Here is a 14,689-nt window from a genome sequence, read left to right as displayed (position 1 = left end):
TCGTGTCGCGCCTCGTCGGCCACATCGTCGTCATCCGAGTTCGTCGGACACAAACTACTCCGGCGCCGTTGATATTTGCCGCCGGTTGAAATGGTCGAAATCTATCGTCAATGGTGATGATCAAGCGAGGGTTCGATCATGTCCACCCTAGTGGAGATGTTTTACCGTGAGTATTGTCGTGCCCGCCTCGCCGAAATGCGGAAGCAGCTTCTGATACCGGTTGCCAGCGACGACATATTGCAAACGTTTTGGGAGGACGGCGAACCTTCCGGCCCAGGCAATCAAAGCACCGGCTGGCCAACGAAAGAGCCTCCAACCATCAGGTAGCTCGGGCTCGTAACCGCATCGTTTGGTCGGATACCCCGCTCGGCACCCCAGCCCGGAGCAGCAGAGCCTCTCATCGACCGATGTGCGAGTACGCCGGCAGGTCAAACAGATGCACGATCGAACTCACACCTCGAAGCGATTGATCGGCGAAACTCCGCCGGAGTTCAGGGGGGCTGGCCGCGACCTGCGCATCGATGTCTGTCGCGGGATCGCGCTATGGTGGATCTTTCTTGATCATGTTCCCAACAACATCGGAAGCTGGCTGACACCGCGCAACTACGGCTTCTGCGATGCCGCCGAAATATTCATGTTCATTTCGGGCGTGACCTGCGCGCTGGCCTACGGCAGGGCACGTCAGCGCGAGGGCTGGAGCGGCATGATTGGTCGTTCGCTGCGGCGGGGATGGGACATCTATGCCGCGTTTCTGCTGCTCACGCTCGCTTGCACCGTCCTCGTCTACCTCGCGGGCAGCGATCGGCTTGCTGACGAGAGCAATACGCGGATTCTGCTCGCTCATCCGGGCGCGACGCTTGCGCATGCCGCAATCCTGCAATATCGCCCTGTCAACACCGACGTCTTGCCGACTTTCGTCATCTTTCACGTGTTGTTCGCGCCGCTGTTGTGGCTGCTGCTGCGAGCACCAAACGTTACGCTTGGTGTTTCGCTGTTGCTTTATGCGCTCGTGCACATCTTCGGCTGGAGCGTTCCAGCCTGGCCCAACGGCGCCTGGTTCTTCAACCCGTTGGCTTGGCAGCTTTTGATCGTGCTGGGCGCGTGGTGCGTCATCGAAGGGGAGAGGGTCTGGCCCTGGGTGACGTCGCGCACGACGCTTACTCTTGCTGTTGTCTGTCTGGTTTTTGGCCTGGTCCTGACGCTGAGTTGCAGCGGCAAACCGCTGGTCCCGCAAAATTTGACGTCCCTGCTCTTCCCGCTGGATAAATCGAATCTCAGTCCGTTCCGGCTGCTGCATTTCTTGGCTCTTGCAATTGTGGTGCTACGGTTCGTTCCTCACGATTGGCGCGGGCTATCGACGCCAGTCATGCGCTGCGCGAGGTGCTGCGGTGAGAATTCGCTGCCAATCTACTGTCTCGGCGTCCTCCTGGCGCTGGCCAGCCACCTGACGCTGCTTGACATTTCGGGCCGGCCTGCGATGCAGATCGTGCTCAGTCTTGCTGGAATACTCGCGATGATTGTCGTCGCGATGCTGCTGAACCGGATCAGCGTCAGACGCAGTCATTATCCCGGGTGGACGCAGTCGACCAAGAAGATCGCGCCGGTGTTTTCTAGCTGGCAGGTTGCGGATGGAGCGCGCAGGGAAGCTCTTGGCCCTTAGCTGACGTATTGGTCACGGTGTCGGCTTTTGACCCGTTTCGGACTTGGACTAAGAGAGCCTGGGTGCGGAGCGTCTCCCGCTCCTTTCGCCTTCATAACCGCAATGCACTCATCGATCAGCTGGTCGGACATGGCTACTGTCGTCGGCAGCTCCGACAAGGCGCATGCGCTGGCCGAGCGTCTCTCGTCCGAGACCGGCTTGCCGCTCAAGTTGCGTTGGGAGCCTGACTGACGCAGTCCTTCCCCCAGAACGAGTTGGTAGCGCTTATTAACAGGGAAAGGAGAAGTACCTGCCGCGGTTATCAGTACTTCCGCCACGCCCGCGGCAAAATGTTTGACTCTCGAATCGCGGACGGTGACCCATCTTCTTCGAAGGGGCTGTTGCCGCGTGGGGTAGGGCACTCACTATGTCCGCTATCGGGACTAAAGCGGCAGTCGCCCTCCGTAGTCGTCGTCGACGGCTTATGACCCGAAGCGGAAGTCGCTGTTGAAAGCAATGCGCCCGCAATCCATCGGTCCGCCGGCACCTCACACCTCACGCTCATGTGTCCGGCGAGGCCGACATTTCCATTGAAGTACGATCGTAATTTAATATTATGACCGTAATTGCATTCGGCTGAGCCGCCGTTGGGCGGCGGCGGCGGGGTGCCGCCCAGCAGCTCCTTTGCGAGGATTTCATGGATGACACGACCACAGCTTCACCCCGCATCGCATCGCGAGAAACCACAGATGTCGACTCGCTTGGGCTCGCAACCGCTGCAGCAGCGATTCGCAACGGCGACATCACCTCGGAGGCCTACACCGCGGCGCTCTTACAGCGCGCCCGAGCGCTTGCCGAGCTGAACGCCTTCATCACTATCGACGAGGCCGGGGTGCTCGCGGCCGCGAGGGCCGCAGACAAATCGCGTGCGGCCGGATCGGCGGCCCCGCTCCTTGGTGTGCCGCTTGGGGTGAAGGACAGTTATTTGACGAAAGGGCTACCTACCAGCCTGGGCGTCGAAGGCCTCGCTCACTTCGTGCCGCGCGAAGATGCCGACGCTGTCCGGGCCATTAAGGGGGCAGGCGCCTTGGTCTTCGGCAAGAACAACCTCGTCGAGATGTCATACGGCTTGACTGGTCACAACGCACGTTATGGCCAGGTGAAGAATCCGCACGCACGAGATCGCGTGTCGGGCGGCTCCTCGAGCGGCTCCGCCGCATCCGTGGCCGCCGGCATCGTTCCCGCGTCCTTGGGCGGTGACACCGTTGGGTCCATCCGGGTACCCGCATCGTTCTGTGGGGTCGTGGGCTTCAAGCCAACCACTGGACGTTGGCCACGCGACGGCGTTGCGCCGATCTCCCATACGCTCGATACGACGGGCGTGTTCGCCCGAAACGTCGAGGACTGCATTTTGGTGGATCAGGTCGTGACCGGTGAACAAGCTGCGGAGTTCTCCAACGGCGGCTACGACCTGAAGGGAGTCCGGCTGGCCTTCGCGCCGCGACAGTTCCTGGATCTGGTGGACTCGGAAGTCGAGACCCGCTTCCGCGAGGTGGTTCGGCGCTTGCAGGACGCCGGCGCCGAGATCGTTGAAGTAGATCTTGGCGACGATTTCAATTCCCTCGTCCAAACCGCAACATGGGGCATCTTCGCTCATGAGACGATGGGCGAAATTTCGGAATTTCTTCGCCGCCATGACATTCCGACCACGTTCGAGGCCATTTATGAGGGCCTTAAGCCCCAACTTCGGCAGGCGTGGGGGCACATCGTGCTGCCGGGGGGCGCAGGTGCTACCTCGGCAGAGGCCTATCAGACTGCGCTCGACGTGAGCCGGCCGGAAATCCAGCGCCGACTCAACTCGGCGTTCGTCTCTCATGGGGCGCTGGTCATTCTGCAACCGACCACGCCCTGCACAGCGCCTTTGATCGAGGAGCAGGCGACCGTCCATATAGCGGGGCAGGATGTTAGCTACCTCGCTTTGGCGAACCACACCGTGTCGGCAAGCAGCGTGGGGCTGCCCGGTATCAGCCTTCCTGTTGGCTTGTCTCGCGCGGGGCTGCCGATTGGGCTCGAACTGGATGCCCCCTTAGGGAGCGACCGGAGGCTTCTAAACCTCGCCCGCGGCATCGAAGGCATCTTGGGCGCCAAATAGAGTGCGATCTAACGTCGTGGCCGCTTCGCGTGGCGAAGGGGGCCCTGTTGGAAGAGGCTGCAGCCTAACGGCTGCGGGATATTGGTGAACTGGAGAAAAGATGCGTTTCGAGAAAGGTCATAAGGCAGCGACGCGACGGCACATCATCGATGTGGCGTCGAAGTGCATGCGCCGAGACGGTATCTCCGCCGCCGGGATCGCTGGGATCATGGGCGAGGCCGGCCTGACCAAGGGCGCATTCTCTCCGCACTTCGAGTCCAAAGACGCGCTCGTTCGCGAGGCGCTGGCGAGCGCGCTCGGCGACCAGCAACATCGCCTCGATGAGGATCACCGGAGGGGCCTGGACCTTGAGGGCGCGATTCGGAGATACCTGAACCGCGCTCACCTCGAAGACCCGACGGGCGGGTGCCCCTCGGCGGCATTGCTCCCCGAAATCGCCCGACAGCCCCTGTCCACCAGGAAAGACTACGAGAAAGGGCTGCGAAGCTACGTTGCAACATTGGCCGCGCTGCTTCCTGACGCAGATGCAGGAGCGAGCCGCCGCCGCGCGACCGCCATCTTCGGCCTCATGGTGGGCACCCTTCAGTTCGCACGGGCTATGCCCAATGCTACGCAGGCAGAGCAGATCTTGGAAGGCGGCGTTGAGGCCGCCTTGCACTTGGTACGAGTTGCATCTTCCTAGACTAGGAAGCCGGTAGAGGCTCAGCATGGAGATCGTCATCCGCGAAAAATCCGAGGTCGGCTTCTAGCCCGTGTGAGACATGCCGGGGCGGTCTGACGATGTCCGGTCACAGGGGTAGACCTGAAGAGAACGGCACGCGGCCAAAGTGAGGCGATTGATCCGAAGGCGACGTTCGGCCGGCGACCGCAATGATAGCCTTCGTGAGGATCAGGGCCATGACTTCCCACAGCCGGGACAATCGTCAGAGCGCGACTGTTTCCTCGACCACATGTTTCAGCGGCGTCCCCTCAGCGGACAGGGTCATTCGTAGTTTGAGCTTGCCACCCTTCACCTCACCGCTACGCACTAGGTTCTCAATTTCACGCTGCGATGTAACTCCGACATGCTTCAGAAATTTACGGATAGCCATATTGAAGCGGTCTTCATCGAACTCGGCGGTCATGGCTGTTCTCCCTGATCGGGCAGGTAAAGTCTAACACGAGGCGAGCAATGACGAAACACCGAGGCCCCGCTCGCGTCGCCGCCGACTTCCTCCTCAACCTGATTGCCTGCAACCTCGGTCCGAAGCTGAAGACTACACCTGGAAGCGAAAGTCTCACTCAGTGGGGTGCTTCCGCTCGTGGCCCAAGCGGCCGACCCGGCATGTCCGCTAGATGTCCGCTCCTTTTGGGCCAAGCGGACTCGATATGCTCAACCTGAGTTCTTCTGTGCGTGACCCGAAGCCGACCTTGCGCCGATGCCGGAGGCGCGGTGCGGGCTCGAAAATAAATTCGTAGAGCATGTCGTTTTGGCGGTCCGCCGTTCGACTGGGTGTCGGCGGAGCCACTTCGGTTGTGGCTGGAGCTCACAATGTGACTGATTAGCTATCAGATCAATGATCTTGCGGAGGTTGGCAATGACGATCTCGCTTCGATTTATCGAGACAAATGGCATTCGAATGCACCTGGCCGAAGCAGGGAGCGGCCCCACCGTGCTTCTCTGCCATGGCTTTCCGGAGTGCTGGTATTCGTGGCGGCACCAATTGGAAGCGCTCGCTGCCGCCGGATATCGCGCCATCGCGCCCGACATGCGTGGTTACGGGCAGACGGACAAACCGGATGCGATCGATCAATACACTCTATTGCACTTGACCGGAGACATGGTCGGATTGCTCGACGCGATCGGCACGGATCAAGCAGTCGTTGTCGGACATGATTGGGGAGCGCCGGTCGCTTGGCGCTGCGCTCTGTTTAGACCGGATCGATTTAGGGCTGTCGTTGGCTTGAGCGTGCCGTTTCCGGTGCGTGGTCCCGACCGACCAAGCACTGTCATGCCGAGGGCCGAAAAGCAGCGCTTCTATCAACTGTATTTCCAGACGCCGGGCGTTGCCGAGGCAGAACTCGAAAAAGACGTCCACAACGCAATCAAGACGACATTGTTCGCCCTATCTGGCGATGCGCCGGTTGAAGATCCTGCGTCGCTCACGATGCTTCCTAGTGAGGGGGGGGTGGCTTTATGGGAAGCCTACAACCCAATCATTGCCGCCGTGGCTCACGGACAGTGACATCGAATTTTACGTTGAGGAGTTCAAGCGCACCGGCTTTGGAGGAGGTTTGAATTGGTATCGCAACATTGATCGCAATTGGGAGTTGCTCGCGCCATGGTCCGGCGCAAAGGTTCAGGTCCCGGCACTCTATGTCGTTGGCGATCGAGACGGGGTTTACAGATCGCCGAGTTGGAGCCATCTCGTCCCTAGCCTGAAACAGTTCGTGCCCTTGCTTCGCGAGACAATAGTCTTGAAAGGTTGCGGTCATTGGACTCAGCAAGAGCGCGCCAAAGACGTAAGCAATGCGCTCCTGGAATTCCTGAAACAGTTATAGATCGCGAACGAGGACTTGCGTAGACGCGGCAAGCAACGCAATGTCGCGTTTTGGCCCGTGTGAGACATGCCGGGGCGGTCTGACGATGTCCGGTCACAGGGGTAGACCGGAAGAGAACGGCATGCGGCCAAAGTGACGCGATTGACCCGGAACGGACATTCTGAGTGTTGAAAGTCGCGCGCCAAGTTCCACTAACTCGGCGGGTTGCAGGTATCAGCGCTGACAAGGGCAATCGGCCTGACGCACAGTGTCTTCGTTCCATTCAATGAAGCCATCGGCATTCTTCGAAGGTGCGCGAAACATTTTCGCATCCCTGTAACTTGAGTTAATCGTGGGGCCTAATCGAAAGGTCGCGATATGGAACCGACCAGCAGAATATCGGACCACATCGATCATAAGACTGCCCGGTCGATCTGTGACGAGGTGGGTGACAGATTGCAACAGAACTTATCTCTCGAAGCCTCGCCTCTGCCGCAGTACCTCGAACGCCTAGTCGATGAATTGCGCAAACAGGAGCGTCATCCAATTGATGGCGTCGCAGCGCCCGCTAACCGTTTCCTTCATGCGACGCGACGGGTAGTCGCGGCCGTCTGAGCGCGTAAAGAAGAAGCCGTCGCCGCGCTCAACCCGGCGGCGGCTTTTCCGCTAATCTTGTCAGGTATGCCGCCGCTCGATCTTCCTCGTCTCACCACGTGCCTTCTCGGCCGCGTCATCCGCCAAGGCCCAGAGCAGCCGCATCCCGGCCGATGGCCCGAAGTCGGCTTCTGACCCCGGCAGACGTTTACTGGGTTAACTTTTGTTCTGGCGTCGCTCTGGTTCCGGGTGCACACTGGTTCTCTCACCGCTCGGCACCGTGCTTTGATCGGTGATGAGAACGCCGGTTGCGCTCCCGCCCAATTCACGCAGGGAAAGGAGAGTGCCATGGGACGACGCCCACAATCCCACATTGACGACAATCTGAACGTGGAAAGAACCCGCATCATAGCGGAATTGGAAAACACGCCGCCAGGACCGCGGCGTGATCTCCTAGAACGCAAACTGCGGCAGCACGAAACCGCTTCTCATATAGACGGGTGGCTAACGTCGCCGGGCCTACAACCCCCGGAGGAATAAGGCCGTCTCAGGCCAACCGAGGAATAGATCAATGAATTCGACTCATCGAACGATTTGAAAACGCGAGTGCATGTAAACACGCAGTAACTCAAAATACGGGCTTCAAGCATTGGACGGGCAGCAGAAGCAAGAGTACCGCGCATATATTATGGGCCTCGACGGACATATCGAGGTTCGCATCGATCTAATGTGCGAGGACGAAACCGAAGCCAAGAAACGCGCCAGATCCTTAGCTGACGGGTGCGACGTAGAGCTATGGTGTCAAGATCGAAAGATTGCGGAATTTAAGAGTGAGTAAGGCCGCCTCAGTTGGCGGCCTCTTTCGTGCTCACCATCCTGCTACGTCACCTTCTGGCCCTTAGCTGCCGTTCACGGGGATGGCCGCTGCGTCTGCTCTTCTGGGAAGACCGGACGCACGACAAGGCTGGCCGATACAGCCGGTTTTGACCCGCTGCGGACATTGACCGGCTCATAAGACAACATTGCTGTCACACCAAATCTCGTTTTTTCTAAACACCTTTCCAGGAATGAGGTAAGCCGGAGTTAACATGTTCGGCTGGATTGGGAGCTCGAAGGCGTAGCTTGCAGGAGATTTCTATGGCCAACTTGATGATCAGGATTGTGACGCTGGCAACGTGTTCGATTGCGCTGATCGCTGCGTTCTCGGTCACTCCGGCTGTTGCGGCCCCGGGCACTGAGCCAGGTGGCAGTGAGGCAGACTATAGCGGAATGGGGCAACGCTCCGCTTATCCACCTTCGTCATACCCGAAGCGGTCGGGCAACAAGGCCACTCACCAGCCCAAGGCCAAAAAAGCCAAGCAGTCCCTTTTCGACGACCCCGCCTTTGCTCATGGGTACCGCGCAGCTTATTCGGCGGTCTACGACCGCACTGACTATGCCTCTGCGATTGAGCAGTTGAAGACGCTCGGCCACGACGATCACCCGAATGTGGCCAATCTGATCGGCTACTCCTATCGCAAGCTCGGCCACTACAAGCTTTCGCAGGTCTGGTACGAGCGCGCCCTGAAAGCAGATCCGAACCATGTGCTGACCTGGCAATATTACGGCCTATGGCAGATCGAACAGGGCAACCGCGATCAAGCGCAATATCATTTGAGTCGAATCGCGACGATTTGCGGGACTGGCTGCGAGGAGTACCGGTCGTTGGCCGCCGCGCTAGAGAAGCCGCCCGGCACTAGCCTGGTTTATTAGCACGCTTTGCAGCGGCGGTCAGAGCTCGGCGCTAACGCGACGGGTGAGGCTATGTCTGTTCATGGTCCATCAGCGAAGTGGCGACACCTTTCGTTGAGGTCCGCTTGGTGGGGTAGAGCGGACTGACTTTGCTCACTCTGAGTTCTTCGCATTCTGACCCAAAGGGGTCATCGCGGCTTCTTGTCTTGCGGGATCACGGAACGAAGGCGATCATGCTTGAATATATTCTAGCTCCCAGGACGCCCCCATGCCCACGCTTGCCCTTGCGTTGCTCGCGGCGCTGAAAGACCACGGCGCCCACGAGATTTTCGGTATTCCCGGCGATTTCGTGTTGCCGCTGTTCAAGGTCATCGAAGAAAGCAACATCCTGCCAAATTTCACGCTGAGTCATGAGCCGGCGGTCGGTTTTGCGGCGGATGCGTCGGCGCGATATCACGGCGGCCTCGGCGTTGCCGCCGTGACCTACGACGCCGGCGCTTTCAATATCGTCAACTCAATCGCGGGGGCATATGCGGAGCGCTCACCGGTAGTGGTGATTGCGGGCGCGCCAGGCGCGCGCGAGCGTACCAGTGGCTTTCTTCTGCATCATCAGGGGCGGACTGTCGATACGCAGCTAGCCGTGTTCAAGGAAATCACCTGCGATCAGGCGGTGCTGACCGATCCCGTAACCGCACCTGCGCAGATCGCGTGGGTGTTGCGCAGCGCACGGGAAATGTCGCTGCCGGTTTATCTCGAATTTCCTCGTGACATGGCGGCGGCCGAGGTCGAGCCCATCGTAGCGCTGCCGCCGCGGCATGCGGTTGCTGGTGCGCTCGCCGAATGCGTCGAAGAAATCCTCGATCGCATCCAGGCGGCTGCCGCTCCGGTCGCGGTAGTCGATGTCGAAATCCGGCGCTATGGCCTAGAGGACAAAATCGCTATTTTGGCGCGCAAGCTGAAGCTCCCTCTGGTGACCACCTTCATGGGACGCGGACTTCTCGAGCACGCTCCGGACGTCGTAGCCGGCACCTATCTCGGCGCGGCTGGCGATCCCGCGATCACCCGGCTGGTAGAGGATGCCGACCTAGTGCTGATGCTAGGCGTCATCCTTTCGGACACCAATTTCGCGCTCTCCAACCGGGCGCCTGATCCACACCGCACCATTTTAGCCTCAAGCCGCGAGGTGCAGATCGGTTATCATTGCTTCCGCAACATGCCGCTCGCCGGCCTGATCGAAGGGTTGGAGGCGCGCGCCAAGCCAAACGGGCCGCGGTCCCATCTGCTGTCGCTGAAGCAGCGCGCCGTCTATCCGCGGGGCCTGCCTGCCGATGACGCACCGATCTCGCCATCAGATGTCGCGACTGCGATCAACGACCTTTTCGACCGCCATGGCAAGATGTCGATGACGTCGGACATCGGCGACTGCCTGTTCACCAGCATGGAGATCGACAACACAGCACTCGCCGCGCCCGGCTACTATGCCGGCATGGGCTTTGGGGTGCCCGCCGGCATCGGCGTCGCGGCCACGGGATTGCGGCCGCTGATCCTGGTGGGCGACGGCGCGTTCCAGATGACCGGCTGGGAGCTCGGCAATTGCCGCCGCTACGGGTTCGATCCGGTTGTCGTGCTGTTCAACAACAAGAGCTGGGAGATGCTGCGGGTGTTCCAGCCGGAATCGCGCTTCAACGATCTCGATGACTGGCATTTTGCCGATATCGCGGCGTCGATCGGCGGTGTCGGCGAACGGGTCACCACGCGCCGCGAGCTTGCCGCTGCGCTCGATCGCGCGGTCAAGCGGCGCGGGCAGTTTTCGCTGGTCGAGGTGATGCTGCCTCGCGGCGCGACATCGGACACGCTGGCGCGTTTCGTTTCCGGCTTCAAATCCGTCCGCGAGCGCATGGCGAAGGCGTAAGGGGCTGCACGAAGAGTGCGAAAAATGGCGGCTAAATGATCAGGTTTTGGCCATCAGCGAAGTGGTGACACCGCTCACTGTGGTCAGCTTAGTAGGGCGCAGCGGACGAGGTTTGCTTACGCTGAGTTTTTCGCTTTTTGACCCGAAGCGGACCTTTAAGTGCCGCCCGGTCCGGACTAGCAGCAGGCCACTGAAACCCTGCAAGCGCGTCTTCGGCAAGTTGAAAACATCGTCTCGAAAACATACGCTCCGTCCAGACGAAACTCAGGGCAGCTTCGTGCCGCGCGTTCCAGCCGCTGGGAAGATTCGCTCCGATGATGAAGCCCGCCGTCATTATCCCGGAGGATCAGTCTTTCGCCCTTGCGACCTTACCGCCCGGCCGGGCGCAGAAACGGCTTGCCCTTGCGGTCATGCTCGCTTTCCTGGGCGTCGTCTTAATCTTGGCAGGGGCGCTCTCGAACGTCCAGCTGGCGCGGATCGATAGCTTCGTCCCGGCCTACGGCACGGCGATGTTCGTGAATGACATGATCACCGCGGTCCTGCTGTTCAACCAGTTCGCCACCCTGCGTTCGAGTGCCCTCCTCGCAATCTCAACCGGGTATCTCTTCACGGGGCTCATGCTTGTCCCCTGGATGCTGGTCTTTCCAGGGGCGTTCGCGCCAGTTGGCCTGCTTGGCGCGGGGCTACAGAGCACGGATTGGCTCAACGCTCTGGGTACGCCGGTTTTCCTACGTTCGTCATCGCATATACCCTTTTGAAGGTTGCCGATCCGCCCAAGCGATTGTGGGAGGGCTCAGTGGGCGCGACGATTCTTTCGAGTGTTGCGATGACGTCAGCCGTTGTGTGTGCCGTGACAGTTCTTGTCATAGTGGGTGAGGCATACTTGCCCCGCATCATGCTCGACCCGGTCCATTTTTCTACCCTCGCGCTCTATATTGCCAGTTGTCTAATCCTGTGGAACGCAGTTGCGCTCACTTTGCTCTGGATGCGCCAGCGTTCGGTGCTCGATCTGTGGCTGATGGTGGTTGTTTGCGCATATGCAATTGAGATCTATCTGGTCTCGTTTCCCGGTTTTGCCCGGTTCAGCGCCGGCTGGTATGCTGGCCGGGTCTTCGGGTTCGTGTCCAGCATTCTTGTACTCTTTGTCCTGCTGTATGAGATAACGACGCTTCACGCGCAGCTGCTCGGCGCGGTCCTGGCGCAACGTCGCGAACGTGAGGCGCGGCTGATGACCGGCGACGCCGTCTCGGCTTCAATTGCCCACGAAATCAAACAGCCATTAACGGCGATCATAGCCAGTGCCAACGCGGGATTGCACTGGCTTGATCGTGTCGAGCCTGAGCTCGATAGTGCCAGGAATGCATTTCGGCGCGTCGTGACCACCGGACACCGTGCGGACGCCGTGATCGAAAATATCCGGGTGCATTTCAAGACGGGTGCACGGACCCGGACTTCGCTCGATATCGACGATGTCATCCAGGAAGCTCTGGCCGTCGTCCGTGACCAATTGCGGAGACATCGGGTCGCCGTTCAAGCCGACGTTAACAAACGGCTGCCGCGGATAAGAGGCGAACAGGTTCAGCTCCAGCAAGTGCTGGTGAATTTGATTACGAACGCAATTGACTCCATGGCCACGAAGAATGGGGAGCGGGTCCTATCCATAAGGTCTGAAGTCCATCGCTCCAGATACGTGATGGTATCGGTAGAAGACACGGGGGAAGGTCTAGAGCCCGGCGGCGCCGTGGATCGGATATTCAACCCGATGTTCACGACCAAAACGGATGGCATGGGCATGGGGCTGTCAATCTGCCGGTCGATCATCGAGGCGCATGAAGGACAAGTATGGGTGACCGCCGATAAAGGCCGCGGCGCCATTTTTCACTTCACGGTTCCGGTAGACTCGGACAGCCCATCCTAGTAGCCGCCTGAGTCCGACTTTGGCCCTTAGCGTCGAAGCGTACCCATCACTTCGGCGTCGGCTGTTCGGGGAAGACCGGACATGGATGCAGGTATGCCAAACCGACGCGAATTGCACTAAGCCGCTGTCGCGGTACAGCACGACGGTGCGATATCCGCGAGTAGGGAAGTGGCTCCGCTGCCCGGCGACAGATCGGCCCGGGTGGGCTCTGCCAGCAATTAGCTGCGCATGGCGGCGCGGAAACCGACGAAGCTCAACGCGCCCGCCACGGTGACGGCAATCCAGCTCACCCAAAACGGCACATCGACGCCATTCAAGGTGACGGACCATCCATCACAATCCGGATCAACTGCAAAAGCGCGCTCAAGGCAAAGATGGCGGCGGCGAGCGTGCAAAAGGTTCTTATGGTCATTGCCCGTCTCCGACGGCACACGAGGACGTGGCTCGCCCCCGCAGCCAAAATGGGGAGGGGCCGGCGCGGCGGCCGCATTCTCAATGTGTCGCACAATCGCCGTTTCGCGACGCCGCGAGTCGGGATCACTTCCGCCTTTGGCACAAATGCGAAGTGCAGCGATGTCCGCGGTTACTGTGAGCGGCACTTCGTCCCCACAATCCGCGGGCAGTGTTACTGCGCCAGAAATCTATATGCGACAATCAGAGCCACCATGCTCGCGAAAATCAGCAGTGCTGGAAGGGGTTCTCGGATCATTGGCTTCGTCGAATGCAGTGCAGCCGATAGACCGGGCTGATTAGGCCGTTTCTTGAGCCGCACGTCTTTGCCCTCTGTCATTGGTGTGCGAGCCTTTGGTTCCGGGGGCGCGCCCACGCCTCCCATCTCGCTGTAATAAGCGCTGTAGACCTCGCGAACGGCTAGGGCCGTGGACTCGGCCTCGCTCATTGTCTCGAGCCGAGTTCGATAGTTAGTCAGAAAGCTTTGGGCGCTGGACGGCAGGTCATCGAAACCACCGAGCTTGGCCATCATGAGCCAGGTGGCAAAATCCGCTTCAGCCTTCGTGCGCGCTTTCTTGGCGATACTAGCTTTGGAGCTAGAGGACATGGTGGTCCGATTGGTTTGAACCCGGCCGCGAAGCTGTTCATTGACACCATCCGCGCGGCGGGAAAGGCAATTGGCAATCCAGTCACAGTAATGACGGCGCGGGAGAGTTCAAACGCGAATCTTACCAACTAGTCGGCTCCTGGCCCAGGTTGAAGCGGACTGAGCAGGCTAGCTAGGGTAGGACTCACCTCCGCTGATGCCCCAACGGCAGTAGCTCTGCAACGCACATACGAACAGTAAACGCGGAAAACAGCGCCTGCAGGCCGATCCATTAACGTTTGCGGATATCCACTCCTTCGCACCCTGGCCGCAGTCTTCCGCACGTGCAAAGGGATATGGCAACTGATCGGCCAAATCCTTAGCTCATCCACGGTCGTAAGCCACGGTCCGAGTGCCGCGGCGAAAGAGATTTGGCAGGCTGCTGCACTTCGCAGCTGCGGCTGCTTCGGACCCGGACTAGTCACGAACACAATGAATCCCTTGCGCCGCCAGTTTTGAGCCGTATGCCGCCCATGTCGGCGCGAAGGGTCGAGGGGGTGGGGACGATACACCGGGAGTTTTCGATGTCCGGTTATTTGAGATTTTGCTTCGCTGGTTTTGCTCTCGCTGGAATTCTTTCAACGACGCCCGCGTCCTCCGACCCTCTTGACGACTTGTTCAATATCGCTCCGCGCGCACGTGCTCCGACCTATCCGGCGCGAGCGGAATGCTTGGCGCGGCCCGGCGACTCGGTCCCCGATGACCAGCATTGGGTCTATCGAGTCGATGGTCGCCGCAAATGTTGGTTCCTGGCCGAGGGCATTGCGACAGTGAAGAAGCCCGTTCGTTCTCGCATAGCTAAAGATCCCGTGGCTAGTCGTAAGCGGAGCCCGGTCGTTGACGCGCGCGCAGAGTTGCTGCGGCCCAGACCGGCCGAGCAGTCTCAGCCCCCTGTCCCTGAATTCAAAGTAGCTGAGGCTGCTTCCGAACTTGGAACGAGCACGACGGCCCCGATACCAGCGGTACCCGACCTGCATCGGCGTACCAACCAGCTCACGGCGGAGTTCTCCGTGCCGCCCCAAGTTGACGTAGAGAAGCTTCTTGCGGCTGCGAGTGACGCCGCTGCTGCCTCGATGCCCCCGGTTCTGCCGGTGGGCATGGGCCCTAGGGGGGCCGGCGATGAGGGG

The 14,689-nt window shown here is 59.9% G+C and carries 10 protein-coding genes; 8 read left to right on the top strand and 2 right to left on the bottom strand.

Annotated elements, in window-relative coordinates:
- Positions 1 to 436: 436 nt before the first annotated feature.
- The 3 genes from AC0L3X_RS44270 (at position 437) to AC0L3X_RS44260 (ending at position 4,473) form a co-directional block, all read left to right on the top strand.
- Complete coding sequence (locus AC0L3X_RS44270) at positions 437 to 1,660, top strand: OpgC family protein (RefSeq protein WP_283018609.1); 1,224 nt, start codon at positions 437 to 439, stop codon at positions 1,658 to 1,660.
- A 676-nt stretch (positions 1,661 to 2,336) separates the two neighbouring features.
- Positions 2,337 to 3,791, top strand: coding sequence for an amidase family protein (locus tag AC0L3X_RS44265; protein WP_283018610.1), 1,455 nt, complete (start codon positions 2,337 to 2,339; stop codon positions 3,789 to 3,791).
- A 100-nt stretch (positions 3,792 to 3,891) separates the two neighbouring features.
- Positions 3,892 to 4,473, top strand: coding sequence for a TetR/AcrR family transcriptional regulator (locus AC0L3X_RS44260; RefSeq protein ID WP_063984139.1), 582 nt, complete (start codon positions 3,892 to 3,894; stop codon positions 4,471 to 4,473).
- 241 nt (positions 4,474 to 4,714) lie between these two features.
- Here the strand turns inward: AC0L3X_RS44260 and AC0L3X_RS44255 are convergent, their stop codons facing one another.
- Positions 4,715 to 4,915, bottom strand: a complete 201-nt coding sequence (locus tag AC0L3X_RS44255) for a DUF6494 family protein (RefSeq protein ID WP_027548237.1) — start codon at positions 4,913 to 4,915, stop codon at positions 4,715 to 4,717.
- Between the two features lie 453 nt (positions 4,916 to 5,368).
- On the opposite strand from AC0L3X_RS44255, the gene AC0L3X_RS44250 reads away from it, so the two are divergent.
- The 5 genes from AC0L3X_RS44250 (at position 5,369) to AC0L3X_RS44230 (ending at position 12,466) form a co-directional block, all read left to right on the top strand.
- Entirely contained in the window at positions 5,369 to 6,016 is a 648-nt protein-coding gene (locus AC0L3X_RS44250; protein ID WP_245328451.1) for an alpha/beta fold hydrolase, read from the top strand.
- A 2,026-nt stretch (positions 6,017 to 8,042) separates the two neighbouring features.
- On the top strand, positions 8,043 to 8,657 hold the full coding sequence (locus tag AC0L3X_RS44245; protein WP_063984137.1) for a tetratricopeptide repeat protein: 615 nt from the start codon (positions 8,043 to 8,045) through the stop codon (positions 8,655 to 8,657).
- 247 nt (positions 8,658 to 8,904) lie between these two features.
- Positions 8,905 to 10,548, top strand: coding sequence for an indolepyruvate/phenylpyruvate decarboxylase (gene ipdC, locus AC0L3X_RS44240; RefSeq protein ID WP_473317482.1), 1,644 nt, complete (start codon positions 8,905 to 8,907; stop codon positions 10,546 to 10,548).
- A gap of 314 nt (positions 10,549 to 10,862) precedes the next feature.
- A complete protein-coding gene (locus tag AC0L3X_RS44235) occupies positions 10,863 to 11,306 on the top strand; it encodes an MASE4 domain-containing protein (protein WP_256376418.1) in 444 nt (147 codons plus the stop codon).
- Positions 11,246 to 12,466: a sensor histidine kinase gene (locus tag AC0L3X_RS44230; RefSeq protein WP_354125758.1), complete on the top strand. Its 1,221-nt coding sequence runs from the start codon at positions 11,246 to 11,248 to the stop codon at positions 12,464 to 12,466. Before AC0L3X_RS44235 ends, AC0L3X_RS44230 begins: the two co-directional genes overlap by 61 nt.
- Before the next feature lie 625 nt (positions 12,467 to 13,091).
- Here AC0L3X_RS44230 and AC0L3X_RS44225 read toward each other — a convergent pair.
- On the bottom strand, positions 13,092 to 13,523 hold the full coding sequence (locus tag AC0L3X_RS44225) for a hypothetical protein (protein ID WP_283018611.1): 432 nt from the start codon (positions 13,521 to 13,523) through the stop codon (positions 13,092 to 13,094).
- Between the last annotated feature and the right edge of the window lie 1,166 nt (positions 13,524 to 14,689).

The organism is Bradyrhizobium sp. MI1.7 (assembly GCF_055811795.1).
This window is presented reverse-complemented; position numbering and strand designations above follow the sequence as displayed.

Excerpts from the sequence above, each read along its gene's own strand:
- AC0L3X_RS44270 (WP_283018609.1), top strand. The coding sequence starts at position 437 with ATGCACGATCGAACTCACACCTCGAAGCGATTGATCGGCGAAACTCCG.
- AC0L3X_RS44265 (WP_283018610.1), top strand. The coding sequence starts at position 2,337 with ATGGATGACACGACCACAGCTTCACCCCGCATCGCATCGCGAGAAACC.
- AC0L3X_RS44260 (WP_063984139.1), top strand. The coding sequence starts at position 3,892 with ATGCGTTTCGAGAAAGGTCATAAGGCAGCGACGCGACGGCACATCATC.
- AC0L3X_RS44255 (WP_027548237.1), bottom strand. The coding sequence starts at position 4,915 with ATGACCGCCGAGTTCGATGAAGACCGCTTCAATATGGCTATCCGTAAA.
- AC0L3X_RS44250 (WP_245328451.1), top strand. The coding sequence starts at position 5,369 with ATGACGATCTCGCTTCGATTTATCGAGACAAATGGCATTCGAATGCAC.
- AC0L3X_RS44245 (WP_063984137.1), top strand. The coding sequence starts at position 8,043 with ATGGCCAACTTGATGATCAGGATTGTGACGCTGGCAACGTGTTCGATT.
- ipdC (WP_473317482.1), top strand. The coding sequence starts at position 8,905 with ATGCCCACGCTTGCCCTTGCGTTGCTCGCGGCGCTGAAAGACCACGGC.
- AC0L3X_RS44235 (WP_256376418.1), top strand. The coding sequence starts at position 10,863 with ATGATGAAGCCCGCCGTCATTATCCCGGAGGATCAGTCTTTCGCCCTT.
- AC0L3X_RS44225 (WP_283018611.1), bottom strand. The coding sequence starts at position 13,523 with ATGTCCTCTAGCTCCAAAGCTAGTATCGCCAAGAAAGCGCGCACGAAG.